Source organism: Bradyrhizobium sp. CW1, from assembly GCF_023100665.1.
In the GTDB taxonomy this organism is placed as follows: domain Bacteria; phylum Pseudomonadota; class Alphaproteobacteria; order Rhizobiales; family Xanthobacteraceae; genus Bradyrhizobium; species Bradyrhizobium canariense_D.
On the sequence record NZ_CP064684.1, the window covers coordinates 7,429,484 to 7,455,682 of the forward strand.

Annotated in this window: 18 protein-coding genes and 12 pseudogenes; 14 read left to right on the forward strand and 16 right to left on the reverse strand. The window is 60.3% G+C overall.

Going from position 1 to position 26,199, the window contains the following annotated elements:
• Nucleotides 1-249: 249 nt before the first annotated feature.
• The 6 genes and pseudogenes from IVB54_RS35550 (at nt 250) to IVB54_RS35575 (ending at nt 5,044) form a co-directional block, all read left to right on the forward strand.
• Complete coding sequence (locus tag IVB54_RS35550) at nt 250-1,200, forward strand: caspase family protein (RefSeq protein WP_018458949.1); 951 nt, start codon at nt 250-252, stop codon at nt 1,198-1,200.
• Nucleotides 1,201-1,240: 40 nt separating this feature from the next.
• On the forward strand, nt 1,241-2,257 hold the full coding sequence (locus IVB54_RS35555; protein ID WP_247776957.1) for a hypothetical protein: 1,017 nt from the start codon (nt 1,241-1,243) through the stop codon (nt 2,255-2,257).
• A gap of 85 nt (nt 2,258-2,342) precedes the next feature.
• Nucleotides 2,343-2,624: pseudogene (locus IVB54_RS35560) on the forward strand (transposase); the annotation flags it as partial.
• Nucleotides 2,625-2,955: 331 nt separating this feature from the next.
• On the forward strand, nt 2,956-3,438 hold the full coding sequence (locus IVB54_RS35565) for a hypothetical protein (protein WP_157643113.1): 483 nt from the start codon (nt 2,956-2,958) through the stop codon (nt 3,436-3,438).
• 427 nt (nt 3,439-3,865) lie between these two features.
• Nucleotides 3,866-4,309 (forward strand): annotated as a pseudogene (locus IVB54_RS35570) (integrase core domain-containing protein); the annotation flags it as partial.
• Between the two features lie 132 nt (nt 4,310-4,441).
• Nucleotides 4,442-5,044: a hypothetical protein gene (locus IVB54_RS35575; protein ID WP_018459540.1), complete on the forward strand. Its 603-nt coding sequence runs from the start codon at nt 4,442-4,444 to the stop codon at nt 5,042-5,044.
• 1,266 nt (nt 5,045-6,310) lie between these two features.
• Here IVB54_RS35575 and IVB54_RS35580 read toward each other — a convergent pair.
• A pseudogene (locus IVB54_RS35580) lies at nt 6,311-7,183 on the reverse strand (IS5 family transposase); the annotation flags it as partial.
• A 1,445-nt stretch (nt 7,184-8,628) separates the two neighbouring features.
• On the opposite strand from IVB54_RS35580, the gene IVB54_RS35585 reads away from it, so the two are divergent.
• Nucleotides 8,629-9,429, forward strand: coding sequence for a glycosyl hydrolase 108 family protein (locus IVB54_RS35585; protein WP_083926563.1), 801 nt, complete (start codon nt 8,629-8,631; stop codon nt 9,427-9,429).
• A 706-nt stretch (nt 9,430-10,135) separates the two neighbouring features.
• Here the strand turns inward: IVB54_RS35585 and IVB54_RS35590 are convergent.
• The 7 genes and pseudogenes from IVB54_RS35590 to IVB54_RS35620 all read right to left on the reverse strand — a co-directional run.
• A pseudogene (locus tag IVB54_RS35590) lies at nt 10,136-10,395 on the reverse strand (transposase); the annotation flags it as partial.
• Between the two features lie 120 nt (nt 10,396-10,515).
• Nucleotides 10,516-10,968: pseudogene (locus IVB54_RS35595) on the reverse strand (transposase); the annotation flags it as partial.
• Nucleotides 10,969-11,016: 48 nt separating this feature from the next.
• Nucleotides 11,017-12,387, reverse strand: a complete 1,371-nt coding sequence (locus IVB54_RS35600) for a DDE-type integrase/transposase/recombinase (RefSeq protein ID WP_157643112.1) — start codon at nt 12,385-12,387, stop codon at nt 11,017-11,019.
• A gap of 11 nt (nt 12,388-12,398) precedes the next feature.
• Nucleotides 12,399-12,689: a hypothetical protein gene (locus IVB54_RS35605; protein ID WP_088930824.1), complete on the reverse strand. Its 291-nt coding sequence runs from the start codon at nt 12,687-12,689 to the stop codon at nt 12,399-12,401.
• A gap of 209 nt (nt 12,690-12,898) precedes the next feature.
• A pseudogene (locus IVB54_RS35610) lies at nt 12,899-13,717 on the reverse strand (IS66 family transposase); the annotation flags it as partial.
• Nucleotides 13,718-13,790: 73 nt separating this feature from the next.
• Entirely contained in the window at nt 13,791-14,138 is a 348-nt protein-coding gene (gene tnpB, locus IVB54_RS35615) for an IS66 family insertion sequence element accessory protein TnpB (protein ID WP_008545089.1), read from the reverse strand.
• Nucleotides 14,135-14,503, reverse strand: coding sequence for a transposase (locus IVB54_RS35620; RefSeq protein ID WP_245288547.1), 369 nt, complete (start codon nt 14,501-14,503; stop codon nt 14,135-14,137). The genes tnpB and IVB54_RS35620 overlap by 4 nt, the downstream gene beginning before the upstream one ends.
• A 108-nt stretch (nt 14,504-14,611) precedes the next feature.
• Between IVB54_RS35620 and IVB54_RS35625 the strand changes: the two are divergent.
• Together IVB54_RS35625 and istA are read left to right on the forward strand one after the other, a co-directional pair.
• Nucleotides 14,612-15,608: pseudogene (locus tag IVB54_RS35625) on the forward strand (IS5 family transposase); the annotation flags it as partial.
• An 89-nt stretch (nt 15,609-15,697) separates the two neighbouring features.
• Nucleotides 15,698-16,435 (forward strand): annotated as a pseudogene (istA, locus tag IVB54_RS35630) (IS21 family transposase); the annotation flags it as partial.
• A 277-nt stretch (nt 16,436-16,712) separates the two neighbouring features.
• Here istA and IVB54_RS35635 read toward each other — a convergent pair.
• Nucleotides 16,713-18,302 (reverse strand): ISL3 family transposase, encoded by a 1,590-nt coding sequence (locus tag IVB54_RS35635; RefSeq protein WP_026233831.1) that lies wholly within the window; start codon nt 18,300-18,302, stop codon nt 16,713-16,715.
• A 69-nt stretch (nt 18,303-18,371) separates the two neighbouring features.
• Nucleotides 18,372-18,740, reverse strand: a pseudogene (locus IVB54_RS35640) (integrase core domain-containing protein); the annotation flags it as partial.
• 15 nt (nt 18,741-18,755) lie between these two features.
• Here IVB54_RS35640 and IVB54_RS35645 point away from each other — a divergent pair.
• Together IVB54_RS35645 and IVB54_RS35650 are read left to right on the forward strand one after the other, a co-directional pair.
• Nucleotides 18,756-18,899: a hypothetical protein gene (locus tag IVB54_RS35645; RefSeq protein WP_018459529.1), complete on the forward strand. Its 144-nt coding sequence runs from the start codon at nt 18,756-18,758 to the stop codon at nt 18,897-18,899.
• A gap of 388 nt (nt 18,900-19,287) precedes the next feature.
• Nucleotides 19,288-19,851: a hypothetical protein gene (locus tag IVB54_RS35650; RefSeq protein ID WP_018459528.1), complete on the forward strand. Its 564-nt coding sequence runs from the start codon at nt 19,288-19,290 to the stop codon at nt 19,849-19,851.
• Here the strand turns inward: IVB54_RS35650 and trbK-alt are convergent.
• Both trbK-alt and IVB54_RS41870 read right to left on the reverse strand, forming a co-directional pair.
• On the reverse strand, nt 19,788-20,042 hold the full coding sequence (trbK-alt, locus tag IVB54_RS35655) for a putative entry exclusion protein TrbK-alt (RefSeq protein WP_083926562.1): 255 nt from the start codon (nt 20,040-20,042) through the stop codon (nt 19,788-19,790). The genes IVB54_RS35650 and trbK-alt overlap by 64 nt on opposite strands.
• A gap of 44 nt (nt 20,043-20,086) precedes the next feature.
• Nucleotides 20,087-20,251, reverse strand: a pseudogene (locus IVB54_RS41870) (conjugal transfer protein TrbJ); the annotation flags it as partial.
• 46 nt (nt 20,252-20,297) lie between these two features.
• Here IVB54_RS41870 and IVB54_RS35660 point away from each other — a divergent pair.
• Nucleotides 20,298-20,507 carry a hypothetical protein gene (locus IVB54_RS35660; protein ID WP_018459526.1) on the forward strand — a complete coding sequence of 70 codons (210 nt, stop codon included), beginning with the start codon at nt 20,298-20,300 and terminating at the stop codon, nt 20,505-20,507.
• Nucleotides 20,508-20,709: 202 nt separating this feature from the next.
• Here IVB54_RS35660 and IVB54_RS35665 read toward each other — a convergent pair.
• The 3 genes and pseudogenes from IVB54_RS35665 to IVB54_RS35675 all read right to left on the reverse strand — a co-directional run.
• Nucleotides 20,710-21,873, reverse strand: a pseudogene (locus IVB54_RS35665) (IS701 family transposase); the annotation flags it as partial.
• A gap of 796 nt (nt 21,874-22,669) precedes the next feature.
• Complete coding sequence (locus IVB54_RS35670; protein WP_247401223.1) at nt 22,670-22,879, reverse strand: DDE-type integrase/transposase/recombinase; 210 nt, start codon at nt 22,877-22,879, stop codon at nt 22,670-22,672.
• A gap of 81 nt (nt 22,880-22,960) precedes the next feature.
• Nucleotides 22,961-23,203, reverse strand: coding sequence for an IS3 family transposase (locus tag IVB54_RS35675; RefSeq protein ID WP_247338499.1), 243 nt, complete (start codon nt 23,201-23,203; stop codon nt 22,961-22,963).
• 141 nt (nt 23,204-23,344) lie between these two features.
• Here IVB54_RS35675 and IVB54_RS35680 point away from each other — a divergent pair.
• Nucleotides 23,345-23,479, forward strand: a pseudogene (locus IVB54_RS35680) (IS3 family transposase); the annotation flags it as partial.
• 989 nt (nt 23,480-24,468) lie between these two features.
• On the opposite strand, the gene IVB54_RS35685 reads toward IVB54_RS35680, so the two are convergent.
• On the reverse strand, nt 24,469-24,891 hold the full coding sequence (locus tag IVB54_RS35685; RefSeq protein WP_247776958.1) for a flavin reductase family protein: 423 nt from the start codon (nt 24,889-24,891) through the stop codon (nt 24,469-24,471).
• Nucleotides 24,892-24,899: 8 nt separating this feature from the next.
• Here IVB54_RS35685 and IVB54_RS35690 point away from each other — a divergent pair, with 8 nt between their 5' ends.
• Entirely contained in the window at nt 24,900-26,171 is a 1,272-nt protein-coding gene (locus IVB54_RS35690; RefSeq protein ID WP_018457197.1) for an alanine racemase, read from the forward strand.
• The last annotated feature ends 28 nt before the right edge of the window (nt 26,172-26,199 follow it).

Here is a 26,199-nt window from a genome sequence, read left to right on the forward strand (position 1 = left end):
TCTGTTCACCCGAGATGGAGGCCACCCACGGGAGCAAGTTCAAGCCGTCAAATATCCGCACTGAGCCACTCTGACGCACGATGGTGAAACTGCCCTCGTTTTCACGCGAGTTTCACGGCCGTTCCTTTGGACCTTCTGTATAATCGCAGTAACAAGACATTACGAGGCCAGCTCCACAGGAAGTGGTAGTGTTTGAACATCAGAAGACTTTGACTGTCGCCCGACCTGACCGTTTCGTGAGTTCGTACAGTGTATTCAGCTGACACCACCAAAGGCGAACGGCGCCGGGCGGTGCTCGTAGGCATCAACGATTATCACGGCGCAGCGAACAACCTTCCGAGCAGTGTTAACGATGTTAATGCCTTTGAGGAGGTACTCAAGAAGCAATACGGATTCGCCAACATTGTTCGACTTGTCGATTCCGAAGCCACCGTAGGCAATGTAACAGCTGCCTTGCGAGAGCTCTTCGCAGACGTATCGCCGGACGATCGATTGGTCTTCTTTTTCTCCGGTCACGGAACGACTGCACTCCGAGGCCTCGTCATTGAAGAATGCATTGTTCTCTACGACGGCTATCTCTTCGACGTCACGTTCGCGCAGATGACGCAGAACCTGCCGCCCGGAATATTGACGCTCGTTGCCGATTGCTGCTTCTCCGGCGGCCTTGAAAAGCGGATGTTGGCGCCGGCGTTCAAGTACTCCGGGTTAGTCGGACGCGCGCGCGTCAAAACCCACATGCGTCCAACCCGCGACAAATTCCTCGAACACACCAACGGGCAGGGCAGGGCAATAGCAAAGAAGCGCTTTGGTGAGATGACTTACCTTCGGAATTCACCCGTCGCGGCGAATTCGCGGGATCCCCTGGCCGGGTTGCAGGCCTCTATGCCGGAGGCCGCGTCCGGTGAGACGGGGCAGCTACAGTTAAATGGCGTCCTTCTTTCCGCTTGCCTCGAAACCGAAACGGCAGCCGCGAGCACTGCATTAACGGAAGGGAAGTCGGCCTTTACCTTTGCCCTTCTCCATTCATTGAAGGCGCTCGGCCCCGGAGCAAGCTTGGCTGAGCTTGTGGACGCCGCGAAGTTAATGATCCAGAGGGTCGGGCTTCCCCAGACGCCTCTTTTAAAGGAACCTAAGATTCCAGGGGACACACGGCTCCGCTCCTTCATCACCTTTGCACGCCAGCGGAGAAGTGTGATCTGAGAGCCGCAACCAACCGCAAACATCAACAAGGTGATCAACAATGGACACATCTACGCTTACTCAACTGTCACTTGGCACAGCTAAAGAGAGATATCAGCTTGAGCGCGACCCTTTCGGAATAGATCATCCGAGTCTAGTTCGCGCGATCGTCTCGATGATTACGGCTGAGAACAATGACCAGCAGCCAACCCCGGAACCTAACCAAATTGCAGGTGACCTTGCCAGAGGTCAGCAGCTTACCGAGCAGAAGCTGTTCGGCATCAACCCTGCTATTCTGATCCCGGCGATCATCTCGGCGGCTAGGGCGGTGATCAAAGGTCAGCAGCCCAACGAGTTTGACGAGAGCCTACGTGGCGACGCGATCCAAATTGCAGGTGACCTTGCCAAAGGTCAGCAGCTTACCGAGCAGAAGCTGTTCGGCATCAACCCTGCTATTCTGATCCCGGCGATCATCTCGGCGGCTAGGGCGGTGATCAAAGGTCAGCAGCCCAACGAGTTTGACGAGAGCCTACGTGGCGACGCGATCCAAATTGCAGGTGACCTTGCCAGAGGTCAGCAGCTTACCGAGCAGAAGCTGTTCGGCATCAACCCTGCTATTCTGATCCCGGCGATCATCTCGGCGGCTAGGGCGGTGATCAAAGGTCAGCAGCCCAACGAGTTTGACGAGAGCCTACGTGGCGACGCGATCCAAATTGCAGGTGACCTTGCCAAAGGTCAGCAGCTTACCGAGCAGAAGCTGTTCGGCATCAACCCTGCTATTCTGATCCCGGCGATCATCTCGGCGGCTAGGGCGGTGATCAAAGGTCAGCAGCCCAACGAGTTTGACGAGAGCCTACGTGGCGACGCGATCCAAATTGCAGGTGACCTTGCCAGAGGTCAGCAGCTTACCGAGCAGAAGCTGTTCGGCATCAACCCTGCTATTCTGATCCCGGCGATCATCTCGGCGGCTAGGGCGGTGATCAAAGGTCAGCAGCCCAACGAGTTTGACGAGAGCCTACGTGGCGGTCGTGTCCCAGAGAGTGGTGTAGCTGACGCGCGCCCCTACATAGCGCCGTAGCGAGCGAGCGGCTTTGCGGGTGGTCACCGATGATTCGTCGGTAAGGTTTGGATTGCGACAGCCAACCTGATTCGAGGAACCACCGATGACCGACGACATGATGAACCTGCGCGCGCTCGTAGAGAAGACCCCCGATGCTGATCTCTTGCGCGAGATGATCGGCTTTGCCGCCCACCGGCTGATGGAGCTGGAGGTCGAGGGCCTGACCGGAGCCGCGTACGGCGAGAAGAGCCAGGAGCGCCAGGTCCAGCGCAACGGCTACCGCGACCGGAGCTGGGAGACCCGGGCCGGCACGGTCGAGCTGCGCATTCCCAAGCTGCGCAAAGGCTCCTATTTCCCAGGCTTCCTGGAGCCACGGCGGATGGCTTCACTCGTGATCCTCGCTGAGCCGCTCTGACGCACGATGGTGAAACCTGGCTCTCGTTTTTAACGTGAGTTTCATGGCATTTCCTTCGGATCTTTCTGTATAATCGAGACAACAAGACATTCTGCGTTCAGCTTCACAGAGAGTTTCAATGGTTGAACATCAGCAGACTTCTACGATCGGCCGACCTGACCGTGGGTTCCTACAGTGGGTCCAAAGCGGGCACCAGCGAAGCCGAACGCAACCAAGGCTGGGCTGTGGACGCGGAATCAACGACTATCATGTCCCTGCCATACCTTCCGAGCTGTCTTAATGCCTTTTAAAGGGCATCGAAATGGCAAACGAAGCAACAAATGAGACGACAAACACAAGAGGACACGTCAGCAAAATGCAGAGCGGTTTGGAATTGCTTGCGCAGATCAAATTGAGGCCGAACGGATCGGTTGAAGCGTTTCTAACTGACGTGCGGCCAGTACTGAGGGCTTTCACAAAGAAAGATAACCCGTTCAAATACAAGAAGCCGGTGAACAAGATTAATAATGAATGCTACAGATTTGTGATAGGAAGGCTTGGGCAGGGCGTAGTGAAATCACCATCCGAAGGTGCCGACATTCTAGACAAGCTGATTTCGGCAGCATTGAACGACAGCGACACTGAATTTCAGGCGCTCATCGCAGAGGCATACCAATTGGATGCCAAAGTGGCAGAGGAAACACCAGACGAACCACCGGGAGCGGAAGGGAAGAAGAGAAAGTTGAAGACCGAACCAACACCCACCGATGACGGACAAACGCCCAAGGACCAAATGCAGGAATAACCAAACCGCCCCCCGGGGACGCTTTAGGGCGTACCGGGCAATCCTGCTCCAGTGCGTGCGCTGGATGTTTTTCAATGTCCAGCGGTACCGCGAAGCCAAGCCTCAAGGCGCTGCCGGTGATCCGCACATCGGGCCCGGAGGCCGGGCGGGCGGCGGCCCTGAGGGCGTAGCGCCAGTTTGTCGACCTTCGCCCCCGCATTCAACGGCGTCAGAGATGAGGCGGTGACTTTTGAGATCGGTTTTGGAGGATGTCAGGCCGCTACTGCGGCTGCGTGGCCCTATGGGGCGTGGAGCCGAACGGGGGAGAGCATTCTACCGCGTGGCCGCAAAGCTCAGGCAATCTTGGCTTATCTCGCCATGTGCGGAGAGGCACCCATCCCGCGCCGCCGCCTTGCTGGATTGCTGTGGAGCACGCGCTTTGATGAACAAGCGCGTGCTAGTCTTCACGATTATCGATATCTTCTCCCGCTTCTCGCCCGCCCTGGAGCCGCGGCTCACTTTCCGCGGCACCGATGTTGTGGAGGTGCTGGAAAGGGTTTGCAACGAAGTGGGCTTCTCGGCGACGATCCGCGTCGACCAAGGCAGCGAGTTCGTGTCGCGTGGCGTCGACCTCTGGGCTTACCAGCGCGGCGTCACGCTGGACTTCTCACGCCCGGGCAAAACGACCGACAATGCTTATATTGAGGCGTTCAATGGCCGCTTCCGGGCCGAATGCTTCAATGCCCATTGGTTCCTGTCGCTTGCGGACGCCCAAGAAAAAGTGGAGACTTGCCGCAGATACTATAACGAAGAACGGCCCCACGGCGCGATCGGCAATCGACGGCCGATTTTGCTGCACAACCACGTCGGCGCCACCAGCCCGCCAACGTGACAGAGGCGCAAAACTCTAGTTCTGGGTGGTCCAAAGTTCGGTCTCGCTACACAAAAGCCCGAGACTGTAACTGCCGCTGGATGAAAACTCGGTGGCAATGATATACCTCAATCATCTTAGTAGAGGGGCACGGTGAAATTCGATACCGACCCAGAGAACGTCAGACCGCTACTCCGGCTGCGCGTCTTTGGCGCAATGGAGGCTTGGCGCTGGACAGGTGAGAGCGTGCTGCCGCGCGGCCGCAAAGCGCAGGCAATCCTAGCCTATCTCGCCATGTGCGGAGACTCCACAGTCCCGCGGCGCCGGCTTGCCAGGTTGCTCTGGAGCACGCGCTGGTACGAACAGGCACGAGCCAGTCTCCGGCAAAGCCTAATGGAGCTGAAGCGAGGCATCGCGATCGACCCAGAGTTGCTTTGCATCGAAAAAGACCGCGTATCCTTGCAGACCAACAGGGTCTGGATCGATGGGATCGGCAGACCCGTCCAAGCTCACCGGTCAACATTCCCGCCTCAGCAGGAGCCCGACACATTTCTGGAGTCGCTGCGTGGCGTCGACACGGCATTCGACCGGTGGATCGACAGACAGCTGGCGATTTTCGCACAATCGGATGACATAATCATTGTATCAGCGAATTATGGAGAATTCCGCAACGTTCAACTTAGCTTGAGACCGGTGTCTGTCAACGACCGAGCAATCCGACCACCCGAGAAGAAACGGCTGGAGCGCTCCCGTTAATATCGTTCATTGCTGCCGACGTCGATGATCATTCTGGAAGCGTTCTACGTTTTGCAGACTTAAGTGACCTGCTACATTCGAAGCCCCCCAGTGGGCTCGTCCCCTGAATGGTCGCGATGCTGAGGACCATTGGGTCCGTTCTTAAGTGGTGCTGCTGCTGTTCTGGCCGCGGATGTCAACTTGCGGCGTTGTCCGAGCCTCTGGTTTGCCAGACGCTATCGCGCGCAGTTTTCCAGCGCGCTTGATGAGGGCGCTGTAAACCTTAGTTCGAGGGCCCAATGCTGGCGTGGAGCTTCTGGACTCCGGTTCGTGGGCCGCTTTGCCGTCCGACTGGCAAGCCCTCGTGTAGGTCGTGCGCTAGTGCACTGGCTTGGCCCGCAAGGTCCCCCAATGCCAGAACGGAGTGTTTACCGCCAATGTCTCGCGATACGCGCCACGCCGTCATCGTATATGACATGGCGAGTCCACACCTTGCTGCGCGAGGCTGGAAGAATGTTCAGGGGTCTTGCTCCAATCACGCGTTTCACCCGCGGGGCAGGTAGCAGTGCATCGCTGGCACCGCCGCCGCGATCCCGGCCCACATCGCAGCCGGTCTGAACAAACCGGTAGACACCTTGACGGGGTCATGGCCGGCGGATCGCCGCTCGAGCTTCAGGAGCGCAACGATCCGGCGGTACCCATAGCCCGGGCGGCTATCCACCAGGCACCGGATATCGGAAGTGAACTCCGCAACCCCGGCGCGCGGCCTAGGAACCACGGTTTCTACGCTTGCCGCCGGTTCGCTCAACCAGGTTGGAACGGGCGAGCCCGAAGGTCGCTGCGAACCCCTTTCACGAGCATCCTCCGGTGCTTGCATCGGGGCAGCAAGATCTTTTTTACTTGTGTTAGTACACTGTTGAAGAACTCAGCCGCGTTCGCAAACGAAGCCCGAATTGTGGCCATTGTGTGTATAGACATGGCCGGCGAGCCTGCCCGCAGTGCCGATCATAAACACATTCGCGTCCTCAGGCGGGGTCATTCTCGTCTCGGCCTTCGCATGAGAACTCCGTCAGGCCGAACCGTTTCGCGCGCCGGAGAGGACATCGGGAAAGCCCTCCAGCGCACCGAAGCCAATTTCACCGTCGGACTTGCCGCCGAAGCTGAGATGCGCCTCTTCAGGTAAGATCGAGGAAGTCGCCCCCCACTTGTTCACTTCGACGATGCGCCAGCAGCCGGAAAAAAGCCTTGGCGAAGCCGGGCACCTTGGTCGTCAGCCGCCCTCCGTGATCAACCATTGTAGGCGGCAGCAGCGAAGGTAAAAGCGATCCGCCCCGATCACGGCCACGGAAGCGGGTCTTCTCGTGCCCGGGGACCGTCTGGATCCAGCCGAATGCCTCCGCGATGCGCTTGCGGATGCTTTGGCTGACGGCATAGCTGCCGCGCCCGTCGTTCGCCGTCGATAGCAGAGCGGCCGCCGCTGGTGTTCTGCGCCACATGTGGCGTCACGTTCATCGAGCGCAGCTCGTTGACGAAGTCTTCTGCATCTTAGGCTTTGTCGGCGGCAGGCGGATCGCTGTCGGCCGGTCGGCACGCGGCTCGATCATGTGCAGCGCGGCGACCATTCGGCATGCCCGTTCACCAGCGTCAGGCGGGCGTCGACCAGGCCGCGATGAAGCAAGGCTTCGTTTCCCTGCCTTACCCTGCGGTACAGCTCGGCATCCGGATCGGTGGTCGAAGCATGGGTGTCGTTGGAGCGTTTCTGGCCGTGGAAGTCCGCTTCGGCATTGCGCCCGCCACCTGGCGCCGGCAACTCGCTGGAGCCGTCCTGCGGTTTGACGCTCTTCATCGAGGCCCAGGCCTCGATCAGGTTCTGTCGACCGAGAAGTATTCGCTCGACGGAAGCCTCGTCATCTTGGCTGCGCCAGCACCGCCGCGAGGAACTTGGCCGCGATGTCAACTAGCAGCCGGTCGCGGTTCTTCGAGAAACCCGAATGGTCCCAGGCTGCGTCGTCGGCGCCGGATTCCGATGAACCAGCGGAACAGCGGGTCGTAGTCTGGCCGCTCCATCAGAAGCCGCTCCGAGCCGATCGAATAAAACGCCTGCGACAGCATCGCCCGCAGCAGCTTCTCCGGGGGGATCGACGGCCGCCCAATCGGCGAAATAGAGCGCGGCAAGCTCGCGCTCCAGCAGGTCTCGAACCCGTTCCTCCAGCCGCGGGGCGTCCGATGCGGCGACCACATCCTCAGCCGCACTCGCCGCTGCCTTGCCCCTTCGATTATCAATCATCTCCACGGAGACCAGCGTCGGGAGGAGGGCCCATGGCGACGGACAACATAGCTGATCTACATGCCCGGTTGCAACGTCTCGTTGACAGCCAAGAGCTTCTGCTCCCTCATAAACCGCCGCTCGCGGGCAAGGCCGGTGATGACTCCACCTTCGAAAACGTCTCTGACCAGGCGTCGCTCCTCCGGCTAACGCCGGTGTCCGCTCAAAATTCTGAAGGCTGTTGCGCAGCAAGCCGGCATGTCGCCTCTTGATCAAAATGCCAGGGCCGACCCGCCCTAAATGAAACGCGCACTCATATACGCCGTCAATTTGGTAAGGCGGCACTTTCGACCATGCCGCTCAAGACCCATCGAAACGACACCGTAAGATCGCCCGGCTGGTGAGAACGTGGCTGAGGTTCTTGCACCGGCGTCAGCTCGATTGATTTCTCACGATGACCGCACGTGCCTCGTCAGTGTGTCGGGACGGAGCACCTTTTAGCGCGCTATTCACGCCTGCCGCGTTCTTTTGAATGCTATTGTCGCTGTGTATCGCTAGCTTCATCGCGAACTCGGAGAAGGCACATGGACCTAGCATTCTGCAGCCAGAAATGAAGTCCGCATGATCGCGTCGCGCTACGGGTGGACGGCAAGCCAGTCTCGGCCCCGCTCCCGAGGGAGGTGTTGCGAGTTGCCTGCGACTGGATCTCGCCTGTTCGAGCCGAGGAGTACACATCATGACCAGCCCCAACGCGCCCCATGGGACGAGGTATCGGTAGTTACCGAACACGAGCGTGCCCAAGGATCGTCTCCAAAATCACCGATGGCACGTCAGGTCGTCGTGGACACCGCGGCGCCTTTTTCGGGGCTCACGATTCCTGGACCGACGCGCGAACGAGCGGCAATTCATATAAGACATATCCTGGCCACGCAAAGTGTCACTGTGATTGGGGCAAACGTTTGGTCGTGCGGGAGACGAAACCTAGACAGGTATGCTCTGGGCACGCTCGGTTTGGGTGAGGTCCGATGGCGCGGACGGGTCCAGCCACTGTGCCTTACGAGCAACCCGACCGCGCGGCGACGGTACCTCTAGGAGAGCGTCGTGAGACGTTCCGAATGCTGATCGGCAGTGACTTGGGCAGTGACCAAGTCGCACGGTCCGTAGTTGCTCGTGAATCGGTTCGAAGCGGGCGGTCGGATGAGAAAGCCGTCCTGCGCGAGAAGCAACAACCATTCGATATTAAGCACACCTGAAACTTAACAATGAGACGGTGTGATGAGAGTATGCCGGTCTGGGCGCTAAGAGTCTCCACGACGAAATTTCAGCTGGGAAAACTGCTATGGCAATCGGAGGTCTACCATCGTGTCTGGCCGTAACTCTCAAATATGAAGGTGGATACTCGAACGATCCAAACGATCGGGGGAATTGGACTGGCAAGAAGCGCGGCGTCGGAGTTTTGAAAGGAACGAAATACGGGATCGCTGCTCATGCATATCCGAATCTCGACATCAAAAACCTGACGCTTGATGATGCAGAGTCAATCTATGAAAGAGACTATTGGAACCCAGTGCGCGGTGAGAGCCTCCCTTACGGCGTCGATCTTGCGACGTTTGACGCTGGCGTAATGTCCGGACCTCGGCGAGGCGTTCGCTGGTTGCAAGCGGCAGTCGGCGCGAAACAGGACGGCCTTGCCGGAAGCGAGACGATTGCGAAGACGATCGCCGCGAACGGCAAAGCGACCATCCTGAGGATTTGCGCCAAACGGCGAGGTTTTGTGCAATCCCTTTCGTCGAGCAACTTTTTCGGGAGAGGCTGGTCGCGGCGCATTGCTGAGGTTGAAGCGAAAGCCGTTGCCCTGTGGCTGACGCGCGGGGCCGGCAAGCTAACGGAAGAAGACCGTGCGGAGATCTATAACGATAGCATCGCTGCACGAAACAAGGCTGTTGCCCACACGAAGAGCGCGAAGTGGACTTGGACCGTCGGTGTGGCGCTTGGCGGCGGCGATACAATCCTAAGCCGCGGCCCCAACTTGGTCGTTATTGGGATCGTCGCTGTTCTCATGATCAGCGGGGTCGTGCTCTGGAACAAGGCCCGCCACAATAAGGAGCGAGCCTTGGCCTACAAGGCCGTGGGTGCTTGATGAGCAGTTCATTTTTCGAGCTGCAGAGCCCCTTTTTATCGCGATAGTTTCTGAGCCGAGACAAAAATACTCCATTGCCGGCTCAGTGCTTCCTTCGTATCCAGTCGTCGCAGGTCCGGTAGTCAGCGCCTGAGCAGGGTAGGATTTCTTTGTACACCTCAGCCGCCGGCTTGAGCCGCCGAATAGGACGCCGTGCGCTCGTTGCAGCCCTCGGCACGAAGCCGATCGCGCTGCTCGGTAGTCTCCACGCCTTTCGCGATCGTGGTGATGTTGAGGTGACCTGCCGCTGCTCCAGTAGGAGTTAGAGTCCGGGCCGAAGAAGGACGGACAGATGAAGCGAGCACGGTTCACGGAAGAGATGGGGTATTCGGTCCCGATCGCCTGACCGATTGCCGCGCGGCACGTTTTGGCTGACGATCATGGACCAACTCCATCCGGAAAGGAGGAAAGCCATAATCTACGTCGGCCTCGATGTTTCGCTGAATTCCGTTGCGGTATGTGCAGTGGACGAGACCGGAAAGCTTATCCGGGAGGGAACCACGTTGGCAGACGCGCCATCGATTGTTCAGTACCTCGAACCATGGGCTGGTCAAGTTGAGCGGGTTGGCCTTGAGGCAGGACCGATGTCAGAATGGCCCGCGCCGCGGCCGAACAAAAGAATGGACGCGATGCCCGCAATCGTCATCGGGGCGATCATTAAAAATCGCTTGTCTATCTCATCCGTCGAGTGCAGCTTGGCGCGATGTGCGGCGGGAACGTCATGTAGGCCAGCACATCGGTCTCGGCCTCGTCGAGGAAGCCGGCGAGCTTGGGTAGCTTGGGGCGGAGCTGATCGGCGACCTTCCGCCATTGCGCTCGTGCGGTCTCGGCATCGCCCTGGGCAAACGCAGTGGCGATGAAGGCGGAAACGACACGCCGTCCGCTTTTCTCGGCATGGGCCAGCGCATTGCGCATGAAGTGGACGCGGGGGTCGTTGAAGAAGGTGCCAATAGATCTCGCGCGATGCAGAGATCGGCCCTATCATGGCCCTCGCGTCAAAGCTCGCTCTACAGCGCGATCTGAAGCCGCAAACGCACTATGAGGGACAATCCAACGCAGAATAAGCGCAAGGAGAGCAGTTGCCAGCCGCTTGAGGTTGATGCCGGCGGCCGTGAGGTAGGCCTGGATCTTCATATTCGGTAGACCGCGCCGTATGGCGCGCGCCAGTCCATGCCAAGTTTTGGCTTCGCCGTGGAAGCCCTCTGAGCGCCAGCGATGCCGTTGATAGAGATGTCGATCCTGCTTACTCCATCGCTCGTGACGGCGGCGGGCACGCAGCAGTGCCGGATAATGGTCACCGACAACGACCGCTTTGTTAACTCGCCCTTTGGATAGGCAATCGCCCTTGAGCGGACACCGGGCGCAATCCTTCGCCTTCGAGTAAAAGAAACGGCCGTGCTTGATGAGCCGCGCGGGGCGCAAGATACGCCCTCGCGGGCACTTCAAGATGTCGTTTTTGGCATCGTACCGGAAGCGTCTGAGCGGTACGCGACTCTTGATGTCAATCGGCATTGGACTGGGACCCCCGTATTGCCGCATCAGCAAATGTTACCCTGATGGCACGGATACGAGGTCGACTGATCGGCCGCGCCAGGTAGCTTTCCCGGCTTGCTCGACGAAAGGGGCTGTGGGCGGGTCGGGCCCTACATAGCCCGAGCCGTCCACAACCCCGGGCGATGGAGCGGCGGTCGAGGCATCCGCAAGCGGCCGCTCCGCGACCAACTGCTCGGCCGTCTTTTGTCTAAGCGCCCTTAGCAGGCGCTGCACGATCGAATGCTGTCTCGCCCCGAACTCCTCGGGGTGAGTCTCGCTCAGCCGACCGACGATTGTGAGCGCCGTCAGTTGCGGCTGCTCCGCGAGCCAGCCCTCGATAGCAGCAATATGCGGGTCGAGCTTGGACGGCATGCGAACCCTGGTTTTATAGGGCCGACGAGTCCGCCGGTGCGTGGCACGCGGCTCGCCGGCGGTCACCCTCTTGCCGAGCGTCTTCGCGAACGTCGCCGCGGTCACCGGCGCGTTGCTCGCGTGAGCGGATTGCAGGCCACGCGCCTGTCCGGCACGACGATCGACGCGATTGCCGAGTTCGTTCTGGGTTGCGCGAATCTCGGCCAACAGCGCGACCGGATCGAGCGAGCGATACTGATCGCGCAGCCGTTTCTTCACGGCGGCGGTCACCTTGGGATGCGCTAATGCACGCTCGTAGGGCGTCGATGGGGGATGATAGCGCTTGATCACTTTAGCCCCTTCGCGGCGCTTCTCCTTCAGCTTGAACGAGGGCTGGAAGAAGTTGACGTAGAGCCGCGCCGCCGCATAGAGGCGGCCCATCACGCGCGCCGTCTCGACGCCATCGAAGCGGCCATAGCCCATGAGGCGGCGGACGACGGCACCATTCTTCTGCTCGACGAATGCTTGATCGTTCTTCTTGTACGCGCGCGAGCGCGTCACTTCGAGCTTCTGTTCGCGATACCATGGCACGACGACATCGTTCATGAAGGCGCTGTCGTTGTCGAAGTCAACGCCGCGCAACAACCAGGGGAACAGGCTCTGTGCGCGGTTGATCGCTTCGACGACCAGCGAACCCTCCCGCGTCAGCAACGGCAGGCACTCCGTCCAGCCAGTGGCGATATCGACCATCGTCAGGGTCTGGATGAACGAGCCGGCCACCGACGTGCCGCCATGCGCGACCATGTCGACCTCGCAGAAGCCAGGCACCGGGCTGTTCCAGTCATTGAACGTGCGGATCGGGACCTCGCGCCGGATTGCCGAATAGAATCCGGCACGGCGCCGCCTGCCGCCGCTCGCCGCAATCTTCACATCGACGAGCAGGCGATCAATGGTGGCGGCGCTGATGGCCAGAACACGATCACGGTCCGCCTGGCCAAGCCGCAATCGGCCATGTTGCTCGAGCGCCGGCAGCAAGGTCGGAACCATCACCTTGAGCCGCTTGCCGCACACCCGATCCGCGCCTCCCACAGCGCCGTCATCGCGTCCTTGATCGTCGTACCATATCTACGTTTACGCTCTTGCGGTTTCTCGACCTTGCTGGGCCCAACCGTCGTGCGCCGCCGGAGTGCGCGCATCGCATGCTTACGATGCCAGCCCGTCGTCGCGCACAGCGCGTCGAGGATCCGTCCCTTTTCCGCCCGCTTGGCCGACCGGTATTGCTCCGTCACTGCTGACACCACTTCGCGCCGCGCGCCCATGCTGATCTTTCCCGCCATAGTGGCCACCGAACCAATTCGGTGGCACCGACCCAATCATCGGCGAGAAGTTTTCCAGTAACATTTTGAATGAGGCAATGCGCAACGTAATTGGGCGCCGATCCGCGGATCTCATCAAGGCTCGTGGCATGCCATAAAGCCGGATAGATAGCTGCAAACGATCGTTAGCCAAAACAAAGCGAATGGCCTTGCAAAGCGGGGACCGTCCATAGATAGGTCCAGAGCCGGCCGGTCCTGGTCTTGCCCTTGGCCAGGACCGCCACCGTGGTGTCATCCGCGTGGATGCGCTCCGCCGCGAAGACGTGGCTCCCGATCGCATCGACCAGAGGCATCAGGGTTGCCGCGGAGGCACCTACCCAGTCCGCGAGCGTCGATACGTCGAGGTCGATGCCTTCACGCTGATAGACATCGCTCTGACGATGAAGCGGCAGGTGCAGGCCGTACTTGGCGAACAGGACATGGGCAAGCAGCTTGGACCCTGCACGCCCGCGCGCAATCGGATGCGAGGGGGCCGGCGGTTGAGTGATCGCTTCGCAGGCCCGGCAGACGAGCTTCTCGCGCACGTGCTGGATCACCTTCCACTGGCGCGGAACGAGCTCCAGCGTCTCGGTTACGGCCTCGCCAATCTTGCGCAATCGGCTGTCGCCGCAGCATGGGCAGGAAGCCGGCACGGGATAGACAATGCGCTCCCGCGGCAAATGCTCCGGCAGCGGCCGGCGGGCTGGCTTGCGGCGCTCGAACGATGGCGCCGCAATCTTCTCGGCTGCTATCTGCGCCGCGGTCTCAGCTTGAGCCGCGTTCTCCTCCAGGTCGGCCAGCTGTAGCTCGAGCTGGTCCAGCAATGCGCCTCGCTCGGAGGACTGTCCGAACTGCTCGTGCCGGAGCTTCTTGATCGTGAGCTTGAGCTTCTCGATCAGCAATGTTCCCGCCTGGGCTTCCGCTTCCGCGGCCAACCGGGCCGCTCGCTCGGCGCGCAGCATCGTCTGCAGCGTGGTCACATCGTCGGGAAGAGAATCATCGGGGCCCATCGCCGACCAGAGAATCACAAGACGCGATCTCTGTCCGAACCGCGGATCCTGTCACCCATTCAAATCCCAGCGATCAGCCAGCCGCCTGCGGTCGCCAGGTCTGTTGCGGCATCCGCCAGTCGATGCCCTCCAGCAAGTAGCCAAGCTGGGCAGGGGTGATTGTCACCACTCCATCAGCCGACGACGGCCACAGAAAGCGGCCACGCTCCAGCCGCTTGGCGTAGAGCGACATGCCCAGTCCATCGTGCCAAAGGATCTTGATCAGCTTGCCGCTCCTGCCACGGAACACATAGAGGTCGCCGCCGTGCGGGTCTCGCTTGAAGGCTTCCTGCACCAGCAAGCCCAGCGAGTTCATGCCGCGGCGCATATCGGTGTGGCCGGTCGCAATCCACACCCGCACGCCCGACGCAATCGGGATCACCGTAGGCGTCCATCTGCCAGCGCCGCCACGGCGGCCTTCAGCGTCGCCGCGTCGACCGCGCCCGTGATCCGCATCCGAGCCCCGGCCGCAAACTCGATCTCGATCGACCCGCCGTCGTTGGCCGGCGCGACTGGACAGGACGTCGGTCCTGCCTCCGCGACCACTACCGCCGGTACGAAGCCAGGTGGATCGGCGGCATCCTTCGGCTCAGGCCGAAACGACCGTCGCCATCGCAGCAGCAATGAGGGCGAAACGCCGTACCGCCGCGCGGTTGCAGCGACCTGGCGCGGCCCCTGTAAGCTCTCCAGGACGATCTTGAGCTTCTCATCCTCGGACCAGCGCCGTCGCCGGCCCGTGTCTACCACCTCAAGCCGTTCGACTTGGGCACTGCGCCTATCACTGTCCATAAGGACAGTTCTCAACAATACGCCTCATTCGGCAAGGCGGCCCTCACCGGGCGGATACGTCATAGGCGCAAGCGGCTCGGAAGTAAGCTTGAGCTCTTACTGGCGAGAGTCTCAGGGTGGCGCACCAAGCCGGCGCGTTGCGGACGCGCGATCTCGAGCGGGTGACGGTGGACACTACCGTGCAGCCCAAGGCCATCACGTTCCCGACCGATGCCAAGCTGGTCCATGCGGCGATCAGGGGCTCAACCGGCTGGCCCGCGCATGGCCTTGAGCTGCGGCAATCCTATCGGCGCATCGCCAAGCAGGCGGCGATGATGGCGGTCGTTATGCCCATGCCAAACAGTTCAAGCGCCATCGTCGGCAATTGCGCCTGCTGCGGTCGCGGCTCGGCCGCCTGATCCGAGACATCCGCCGCAAGATCGCCGGCCAGCCAGAACTCGAAGCTGCGTTCGAGCAACCGCTTTCGCGCGCAGGCCAGATCCGCTCCCAGGAGCAGCGGCAGCGCGGATACAAGCTTTACTCCTTCCACGCACCCGAGGTCGAATGCATCGGTAAGGGCAAGGCCTCAGCGCCGTATGAGTTCGGCGTCAAGGCTTCGATCGTCACCACCAATGCCCGCGCCCCGGGCGGCCAGTTCGTGCTGCACGCCAAGGCGCTGCCGGGTAACCCATATGACGGGCACACGTTCGGCGAGGTCATCAACAGCACCGAGACGCTCACTGGCTGCGGAATCGAGCGCGCCTATGTCGACAAGAGCTACCGCGGTCTCGAAACAGTAACCCGCGCCGCGTCTTCATCTCGGGCCAGAAGCGTGGCGTCTTCGGGGTGATCAAACGCGAACTCAGGCGCCGCTCCGCCATCGAGCCCGTGATCGGTCATATGAAGACCGACGGACACCTCGGCCGCTGCCATCTCAAGGGCCGCGACGGCGATCCGGCAAATGTCGTCCTGACCGCCGTCGGCCACAATCTTCCTCGCCTGGCTGAAGCTTTTGCTGCACCTAATCCTGAACGCTTTGATGCAGCTGCTCCCTCGCACACCCGCGCTCAAACCAGATTCTTAACGGAGGACTATTTGATCCAATTGCAACAACGGAAGCCTTTGACGCTGGTCTCTTCTAGCTCGATTGCGATCGTATGACCAAACCCCACCTTCCGTCATCGCCACGCGGCGGGTGCGGTGATGCAGACCGACTATGCCGGTCCGACGGTGGAGGTGATCGATCCGCAAAGCGGCGAGATCCGTCAGGCGCAGATATTTGTCGCGGTGCTCGGGGCCTCGTCGCTGACCTTCGCTATGGGAAGCTTCGGTCAGCGACTACCAGATTGGATCGAAGGCCAGACCCGAGCCTTGTCGTATTTCGGCGGAGTTCCCAAGGCGATCGTCTGCGACAATGTGAAGGCCGGGGTCGTCAAGGTGTTGTGGTTCGAGCCGACGCTCAACCAAACCTTTGCCGCCATGGCCGAGCACTACGACACGACGATTTTGCCGACCCGCAGCCGCAAGCCGCGGGACAAGGGCAAGGTTGAAGGCGCGGTGCTGATTGTTGAGCGCTGGATTCTGGCACGGCTGCGCCATCGGCGGTTCTTCAACCTGACCGATCTCAATACTGCGATCGCCGATTTGCTGGAGGAGCTGAACCATCGGCCGATGCGCCATACCGGCAAATCCCGCCGGCAGCTGTTCGAGGAGATCCAGCGCGCTGCGTTGAGGCCGCTGCCGGGCGAGCCGTTCGAATACGCCGAATGGAAAATGGCGAAGGTCCACCCGGATTATCATGTCGAAGTCGACAAGACCTTTTACTCGGTGCCGCACCGGCTGATCGGCCGTCGGGTGGACGTCCGGCTCACCTATCGGGCCGTTGAGATCTTCCAGGATCACCAGCGTGTCATCCCCTGATTGACGCTCGGCTTCCATCCTGATTGCCGCGCCGCAACAGTCCCGTCATCTCGTCCAAATAGCATCCATAGCGAGTCCCCCGACCTACAAAGACCATTCTAGCCGACCGCACATCCGCACGCGATCATTTCTGGGCGCAGACGCCAATTGAGCGAGCGCGTAGGATTCTCACGACCCCCTTTCGGATCGTCGCGCGCGCGCCTTGGGATCTTCCGCATATTTGGTGCAGCTCTCCTCTTCACGTGTCGTCCTAGGCGACTGTGCGTTGTCAGTCGGTTGCCAGCACCCTATTTCTGAGCAGTGCAAATCCCGAACGACCGTACATCTGGCGCTTCATCGTCTTCAGCCGGTTGATATGTCCTTCCACGGGGCTGGTACTCCAGGGTTGCTTGATCGCTCCCCGAACAGCTGCAATGTCCCTGGCGATACCTCGTGCCAGGGCAGCCAGTTCGCTGTTCGAAGCATCCTCGATCCATTGCTGGAGACTCGCATCATCTTGTCCCCGTATAACTCCCGCGAATCGTCGCGCGAGCCTGGCGGCGTCCGAAAGTTCCGGCGCAACCTCCAGGAGATGGTGAAGGAACAGCTCCGTTTGCTCATCGAGCAATGTAGGCTCTCCCATTAGGAGCCGTGCACAATTACGGCGCGAAGGCAATCGCCACTGCACATTTGACGGAGCATTCGATAAACCTTGCTTTCGCACGGCAGTCCATCGGTAGATTGTCGCCTTGCTGCCTTCAAAGCCCATGAGCTTGATTTCGGCCCATAGTTGCGACCCGCGGCGTTCACCTTCGTCCCAGCGCTTTTCTAGATAATCTTGGAAACCAACGATGACTGAGTGCGCGCGCGGCCTCCGGTGCTCAGGCTCACCACCCGCGGCAAGCCAGCGCTCGACCGTCCTCACACTCATACCGATCCGCAGCGCGATCCTGCGCGGCGCCAGGCCATTGGCGCGTAGGTCGAGGATTTCGGCATAATGTGAGCGGCGCTCGCTCCGTCGCTTGCGGCGCAGCTGATCAAGTTTTGTGGAAGCCTCTTTGGGCCGCGATTCGGGCTTAGCGTTATCTTCACGGACTACCTCCGCAGCCACGGCCTTTGCAGCGGCACCGAGGGCGTTGCGATGACGGCTAACTGCCAAATGCAGCGCATCGCTTAGGCTTTGAAGAAGATGAAAACGGTCTGCCACCTGCATTGCATCGGGAGCGCCACGACGGGCACCCTTGGAATAAACGCCGGCACGATCGCGGGCAATCACTTCGATGCCTGGATGGCGTTTTAGCCAATGCGCGACCGTATTGGCGTTTCGGTCCGGCAAAAGATCGATGACGCGATTGCGTTCAAGGTCGCAGATGATGGTTCCGTAGCGTTGCCCCTTGCGCCAGGCCCAGTCGTCAATGCCGATCACACGCAGCGGCTCTGGCGGCTTGAACTCGACCGCGCGGATCATCCGTAGCAGTGTGTCGCCGCTGGCAGGCATACCAAGCTTGCGAGATAGTCGTGCACCCGGCTTTCCGCCGATCGCGAATCCGATCGCCAATTGCCTGTCGCAGAGACGGGAGGTTCGTCTCGCTTTCGATCGCGCAATTTGCGGCAACCGCTCCGTGAAAATCTGTCGTGGGCATTTCGAGTTAGCGCATCGAAAGCGTCGTGCGCGAAGACGGATCTCAACAATCCGATCCTGCCACGGCAGATCAGCTAAGCGGCGCACGTAATGGCTGTGCACGCGGTCGGTCTGACAGCCGCAACAGGGACAGCTTGAGACCGCTGACTTCGGCCGAGCCAGTAGGATCACTTTATCGGCCTCCCGAAGGATCTGAACAATCGAAAGCTCGGGGGAGACGAGCGAGTGGTAAGGCATGGATATATGAGGTGGTCCCGGTTGTCTGAACAGCAATTCGGCGTCGATAAAGTGAAGCTTCCGCCAAAATTAAGCTGCCGCGCGGAACGGCAGCGGATTGAAGTAAGCTTGATCCGGGGTGCCGCCGTCAAGGCTCGAGTGAGGACGCCGGCCATTGTAAAAGTCGAGGTATCGGCCGATCGAGGCGCGGGCGTCGGACACGGTGTCGCAGGCGCGCAGATAGACCTCCTCATATTTGACGCTGCGCCACAGCCGCTTGACGTACACGTTGTCGCGCCAGGAGCCCTGGCCGTCCATGCTGATGGCGATGCCGTGACTGGCGAGCACGCCGGTGAACGCCGCGCCGGTGAACTGCGAGCCCTGGTCGGTGTTGAAGATGTCCGGCTTGCCGTGGCGAGCGAGAGCATCCTGCGTCTCGACGCAGAATGCGGCTTGAAGCGCCGCACCAACGAGATGGGCGCGCTCGCTGGGTTCGAGAAATCCGGCCACTTCTTCTTCAACAAGCCGTTCGGCCGCGGCTATGAAGACGGCCTGGTCTCGGCCATCGCGATCTGCGACATGCTCGCTGCTCAATTTTGTGACCCGGCGGTTTTCTGAAGGCCACGGCCTCACGGTGCGCATCGGAAGCGAAACTCGCCTCTGGTGCGGCGATTTGAACGTCTTCCGGTGGCATCATGATTGGCCGGTTCTGTCTGGTTCGACGATTCATAGCGTACTCATGGCGCTGGAACATTGACTCCACAAGAAGATCGATCGCGGCGAATCTGTCGACACGTGGATTAGCCGCATCCTGAAGGAGAGCGAGTCGCTGGCATTCGCCGGCCTCCTTTCGATGTTGGCAAATACTGTCCCGCCCTGTTTCGCCGGCGTCTTGAAGCCGCTTCTTCAGAACTGGGTGCTTTTGGATTGGGACCGCCAAGCCTCTACGCTACGAAATTCGGACAGTTCCGGTCCCATGGGGCTTTGGATACACCAGCCACGTGCGATGATCGAGCTTGGCCGCGCTTGGCATCAGATGCCCCACCGTCGAAACATGCTGCTCTACATCGGCGGCGGCATCGTTGAAACGCTGGTCGCCGATGAAGCCGAGCGGCCCTTCCTCGCACAGTTGCGACCGGGATGGGTTGCCGATCTCGACGGCGAGGAACCGCCGAAGAGCGAACGTCTCAACCCCGACAACTACACCTTCGAGATGCGCGACGGAAAGCGCGTGGCTGTCAGCTTCGAGTGGTCGGACGAGGTGAGGCAGAAGAATCACGAAGATCTTCAGCGCATCGCCACGGACCAGACGATTGCCAACTTTCCTTTCCAGATGCGGCAACTGCTCAATTCAGGCGAGCGTTTCTCGCAGGTCCAGCTCCCGCAGTTCTGGGAGTTTGTCCAGGGCCTTGAAGGCCTCTCGCCGCGGCTTGCCCATGACGGCGATCCGTTGCATCACATCGAAGACTTGCTTTGCGGCGCCATCGCTGCGCTCGTCGTCAAGCATCATGAGTGGCTCGCGGCCGATCGGAGCGCATGGGCTGGTGTCGCAGTAAACTGGAAGCCGTGATCGGTCTCCTCCCAGACCGCTCTGCAGTGCGGATCTTCGGCATCCTCCGGTCCAAGCGCGCGGCAGCGGCGCAGCTCGGCCGAGAGATCATCGGGTGCGGAGATGGCGGGCACCTCGGATACCGGCCGCGGCGCCGGGCGCCGATGGATGTAGGACAGCGTGACCATGAACACGGCCAACAGGGCAACCATCGCGATTGCGCGCCGGAAATCCGAGCGATCTATCTTCTGCGCCTTCAGTTGCTGCTGAACATGGTGACGTTGCCCGGCTGGTAGCCGCCCCGCGTCGAGAAGATCTTGTATTGCTGAGCGCCTTGCGACTCCGTCGCCGTCACTCGCGCCTGCTCCAGCGCGTCTGCGCGTCCCTTTGCGGCCAGAACCGCGACAACGCCGTTCGAAATGTTCGAGCCGCGCGGCCGCACCCTCCGCGATCAAATCGAGAGACACATGGACCGGAATCCCGGCGATTGGTCGGTCGAGCATTTGTTCGGAGAAATCGGGGCGTTCGACTGCTCGCGGGCGCGTTTCGCTGCGATGATCGAGGAGACGGTTCATCCACTGTCGCGAACGGGGGACGGGCAACTACGGATAGTGGACGCGCTCAACAAAGTCCTCACGCGAGACGGCTATCATCTAGCATTACAGTTGTCTTTTTGATTTGACGTGAGCGCGTTGAGCGGCAGCCTGATGAGCTCTGCGCCAGAAAGACCATGCGATGATGCGTGCGGGTTGAATACGCTTTCGAGCAAGTCTGATGGCAATGCGGCGGATTTCCTGGATTGACCAACGGATCAGTGGCGGTGTGGTTATGCTTTGGCTTTTGCCGGGGGGCGAGGTTTCGTTTTTTGGGCGGTGGCGGATTAGCGCGATGGCGGATCGCCGCCAGCATGGCGAAGGCGAGCATCACCAGGGACACGTGGCGATGCCAGCCATGCCAGGACCTGCTCTCGTTATGATCGAGCCCGAACTCGTTTTTCGCGGTTTCAAAGCTGTCCTCGATCGCCCATCGATGGCCTTCGACCGCGACCAGCGTTTCAATTGATGTTCCCGCTGGGCACCAGGTGGTGAAGAAGGCGAGATCGCCATCGGCGATATGGCGACGGATCAGCAGACCGCGCGTCCATAAACCATCATTTGCGCTGTTGAACTGCTCGGCCTCGAGGTCGGCCAGTTCGAGATAACACCAGTCGTGCAGCCGCGGTCCTTTGGTTCCGGCTCCCGCCGACAGGCGCTTCCAGTCGGACGGGCGCCGCGTCCGGGCGAGGTCCGCGGCCGTACCGGCGACCGGCGGTCGCTTGCCCCAGGATCGAAACACATGAGCGCTGCTGACCCCGAGCACGTAGCCTTTGCCTGCCCGACGTAGTTGCTGTTCGATGTCGCCAACACCGTAGACCGTGTCACCGGCAACCCACTTGAATGGTACAGACGCGGCTATCGCACGTGCGATCATTCTCGTCGCAAGCTTTGGTTTGGTCGCAAAGCAGACATCGGGCACGTATGCGGCTTCCAGACGATCTGGATCGTCGGTCCATTCCTTCGGAAGATACAACGCGCGATCGATGAACGCATGACCATGACGCGAAACGTAGGTAGCGAAGACGCCGATCTGGCAGTTCGTGATCTTCCCTGCCGAACCAGTGTATTGCCGCGCCACTCCGCACGAGGCGTTACCCTGCTTGAGAAAGCCGGTCTCGTCGATCACCAGCACCGCATCGTCATCCGCCAAGTGCTCGATGACATAGTCCCGGACGATATCGCGCAGGGCATCAGCGTCCCAATCCCCGCGACCCAGGATCGCCTGCTGCCGCCATGGGCCGGGATCGCCAGCCGCCTCCGCGCGCATCCAACCGGTCTTGCGCTGCTCATCTCCGAGCAGACCTTCCAGGAACAGGCCTGCATTCGTCGCCACACGCTCTTGCGTGAACAACGGACGTATCCGCTGCTTGACCTCTCGAAGCGACGCCGCCCACAACGCAAGCGTCTCCTCAACCGACGCGGCCCGCGTCCACGACATTCGAATCATGGTTGCCCATGGATTCAGAAGCGCGCAAAAAAGGCAACTGTAATGCTAGGGCTTCTCGGAATTCCGGCGACTCCAGCATAAGTAAAGAGCACATGTACTAACCAGTGAAATGAAGGCAGCCGACCAGCGCGGTCTTTCGAGACCGCGCGGGGCAGAAGGTCGACTCTCGGACCGCCTCATCCGGCTCATCGCAAAACCTACATTACATCCGGACTTGGCGGGCGTCGCTGCCGCCCTCCAAAATCCGCAGCAACCAACGGCTCTGCCCCGCGTCCCTAGCAATCAGTGTGCCGCAAAAGGGGTGGTGCGAGTGTTGCTTAAAGAATGGCAAAAACCTCGTGCTTCGCACTGAGGCGGCGGGCTACGCGCCAGCCTTACTGTCGGACGTCCTACATGCACGTCTTCAACCGGACACGGCTCATCACAACGACACGGACCGTCAGTGAAGAGATCACCTCTGGTGCCGTTGGAACGTGTTCCCGCAACCATGATTGAAATGGACCCCGATTTTAGGACCAGAGGCTTAGTTGGAAAAGGGCCGCTCCGTTTGATAGACGGAGGGCATGAGGACGAAAAGACACGACGGAAGATCGACGCGGCGTTGAAGGCAAAGATCGCGCTGGAAGCCGTGCGGGAGCAGGCGACGGTGGCCGATCTGGCCAGCGCCATGAGGTTCACGCGAACCAGATCTATGCCTGGAAGAAGCAACTGCTGGACCAGGCGGCCCGAGCTTTTGACGCGGGTGTCCGGCGGGAGAGCGAGGACGTGCGCGAACGCGAGGCCACAAGATCTATCCCTATCTGCTGCGCAACATGACGATCGTGTTGAAAATCTCCGGCGTGCCGTACGTCGCCAGCGCCTCTTCCAGAGCCGCCACGCAGAACGAGACGTCCATCGTGTTCGACAACCGCCACGCCAGAACCGCACGGCTCGCCCAGTCGATGACGGCGACGAGATAGAGAAAGCCACGGCCGATGGGCAAATACGTGATGTCGGCCGCCCACACCTGGTTTGGCCGGTCCTGGCGCCGGCTTCGTCGTGTTCGGCTTGGCTTTCGGACGCCGGCCCCGTATGCGCGGCAATACCGTCATGGGGCCGGCATCCGAAACCCGGTCCCAGCGCCGCGATGCCCATCTTGCGCATCAGGCGCTGCACGCGTCTTGCGATTGACCTGAAGCCCCTCAGCCTTCAGCATGGTGGTCATTCGCCGCGAGCCCAGGAACGGCCAGGCGGTGAACAGCTCGTCGATCCGCTGCATCAGGGCAAGGCCGTTGTCGTTGGCCGGCCGTGGCGGCCGGTAGACCCCAGAGCGCGCGATGCCAAGCAACATGCATTGCCGGCGGATCGACAGCGCCTGGGTCGGCGCGATCGAGCATTCCTCGACGGTCCGGCGTGCTCATCTTCCGGACCTCCGTGCTAAAAATCGCGCTCGACTGTCAGTTGTCCGATCTTGGCGTGCAGCTTCTCGATCTCCGACCAGGGCAGTCAGTTCACCAGTGCGCCTTCACCCGGCGCGTTGGCGGGCGCAGGGATCAAGATCTCCATGGATGGCCGCGGTCGTTGGATGGACAACGTCTTCATCGAGCGGCTGTGGCGGTCGCTCAAGCAATGAGGACATCGTGTGCTGTGGAAGTCAGGCTTCGGCATGAAGCCTGACGAAGCTTTGTCAGAGATGGAGGAGGGCCCTCCGAGGTCGGCCTGCAGGGGAAGACTTCAAACCAGTCCGAGCTGCGAGGGTAAAGAGCCCTGGTGGTGAGCGTTGGAAGAAAAGGCGGAGGAAACTCCGTCAGGTGAGGTCCGAGGAGACGAACGTAAGTAAACCGCTGATGACGTGTCGTAACATGTTCTATCGACGTCGAAACCGGCATCAGGATGTCTATCCCGCGAGCAAGGGTTGGGGGGAGCCTGCTGACTGCCCCACCGGCGTCCGGCATGAAGGCGGCGTGACCTCGGATCAGGCTTTGACAAGGAACACAGGAACCTGTCGCTCCGATGTGAAGGGAGGACTCCAAGCGGCCCGTCGCCGCAAGGAGCAGAGTACCGATGCGGAGCACAGGGGCGGAATCGAACCCTCGCCTATCCAGCTGAAAGTACATCAATTTTTGATTGAAGGCGTTCCAGTGTACCCGCCAGTGGACCTAGCGCTCTTGGCGTCGCTGCCAGGGTGCGACACTGTGCCGCCGTACCCAAGTCGCGTGCGTATCACGCGTTCTGCGAAAGAGATCATCAGCACCGTGCTGTGCGCTATCGCACGCGAAGAGGACCGCCCGCTTCTGGCCTTCGCCGGCCTCTGGACAAATTGGACGAGCGTCCGAAAGGCAAGGCGGGCATCCTTGAGTTCATCGGCAATACTCAACGCGAAATCGCGATTCTGGATCGACAACTGCTTGCGGGCTTCAACTTGCACGACTAGCCATAATCCAAGAATGAGCGTTGCGGCCAAAATACGCGTATGGCCCTAGCCCAGGCGCACGAGGCGTGCGCAGCGCGCTTCACCATCTAAATCCTGCTGGTCCGCCATGGAGCAAACAGGAGAGCCTGCGGCAGCGATCAGGTTGAAATCGGGCGAGAGCCGATCTCGACATACTCGGAGTTTTAATATGCGAGGCCAGACAGCCGCTGGGACAGTCCGACGTCGACGAGGCGTCCGACGACGATCCCGTGCGAATACCGTTCGATGATCTCGTCGACTTCGCATTCGAGTGCAGCCAATGCCTCGCCAAGCAAGGGCACGCCAGTGGCACCTCTCGTCCAGGAGAAACCGTCGAAACGCTCTTTGCCTTTGAATCGGCCATTACTGAAGCGTTCGGCAATGTCGCGTTGATCCGCGCCAAGGATATTCGCTCCAAAGGTCCTGTGGCGCGCAATTAGAGAAAACGAGGAGGCTTGCCTGTTGATGTTGACGAGAAGCTGCGGAGGATCGACGCTGAGCGAGGTAACCCGTTGAAGTTTGCGGGGACCCAGCGCGGCCCCTCGATCTTTGTCTGGCTTTTCACAGCCGTGTACGAAAGAAGACATCGCGCGCCGTGGCGCATGGCGAGCTGTTTCAAAGCGTAATCAGGCGGTTCAACGCGTGGGGAGCGCTGGCATGGTCGTTGCTCTCGCAGCCGGCAACAACGGCGCTGGCTACTCCCCTTCTGGCGCGCGAGGAATGGTGCAATATGAGCTTGGTAAGATCATTGGAAAGTGCGGAAGTTGATGCCTTCTATACGTTCGATGAGGGGCGTCTTGCATCCGTCACGCGCGAATTCACCGAGCATTTCTCAGGACGCGTGCTGTATGCGGTGAAGGCGAATCCGTTGCCCAAAATTCTTCACGCGGTCTCTCGCGCTGGAGTGGCCGGATTCGACGTGGCGTCGCTGGCCGAAGCCCGCCTTGTCCATTCGACTGTTCCCCGGGCCTGTTCATGGTTCATGAATCCCGTGAAATCTCGTCGCGATATCGAACGGACGTTCCGAGATCTGGGGGTTCGCGACTATGTCATCGATTGCGAAGCCGAGCTGCGGAAGCTCCTTGAGGTGCTGCCGTCGCATGATCCGGAAATACGAATCTACGTCCGGTTCAAGTGTAGCGGGACGTGCGCCATCTTAGACTTAAACGGCAAGTTTGGTGTCTCGCCCGCCGAAGCGAGCCGTCTGCTGGGTCTCGTCAACGCGCAATCGCGCTGGACCACGGGCTTGGCCTTTCACCCAGGTTCCCAAACGATCGTTGTCGATCCGTACCTGCATGGCATTCGGGCGGCCGTCGACATTATTGAAGCTGTTTCTCCGGCTCCCACAGCGCTCGATATTGGTGGCGGCTTTCCCGGCCATTATCTGAACGTCCCCTATAACTCTCCCTTGAGCATGCTCTCCGACATCACGAAACTTGTGCGCGAAACGGATGCACTGAAGCGTGTTGAACTCTTGTGTGAGCCCGGACGAGCACTGGTTCATGATAGCATCTCTTTGTTTTGCCGGGTGATCTTAAGAAAAGACGGGGCGCTCTACTGCGGCGCGGGCATCTACAGCGGGCTCTCACCTGCCCGGCAATATTTTCTGCTCCCCGCCCGTGCTTGGCGTGGGGGACGGCCGATCCAGACTGAGGAGTGGCAGGACTTCATCATCTTCGGCCCAACTTGCGACGGCACGGACAGGCTTGGATTCTCGTATTCACTGCCACGCGATTTGCACGAAGGCGATTGGATTGAATTCCAGAATGTGGGCGCCTATACGCAAATGGCGAGATTCAACGGGTTCTCGGTCGATAAGATCGTGGCTGTAGGGCAGGATGAACTTACCGTGTTGCCCGCCGCGTAGTTGCTCATGAACATACTAATCAGGTGAA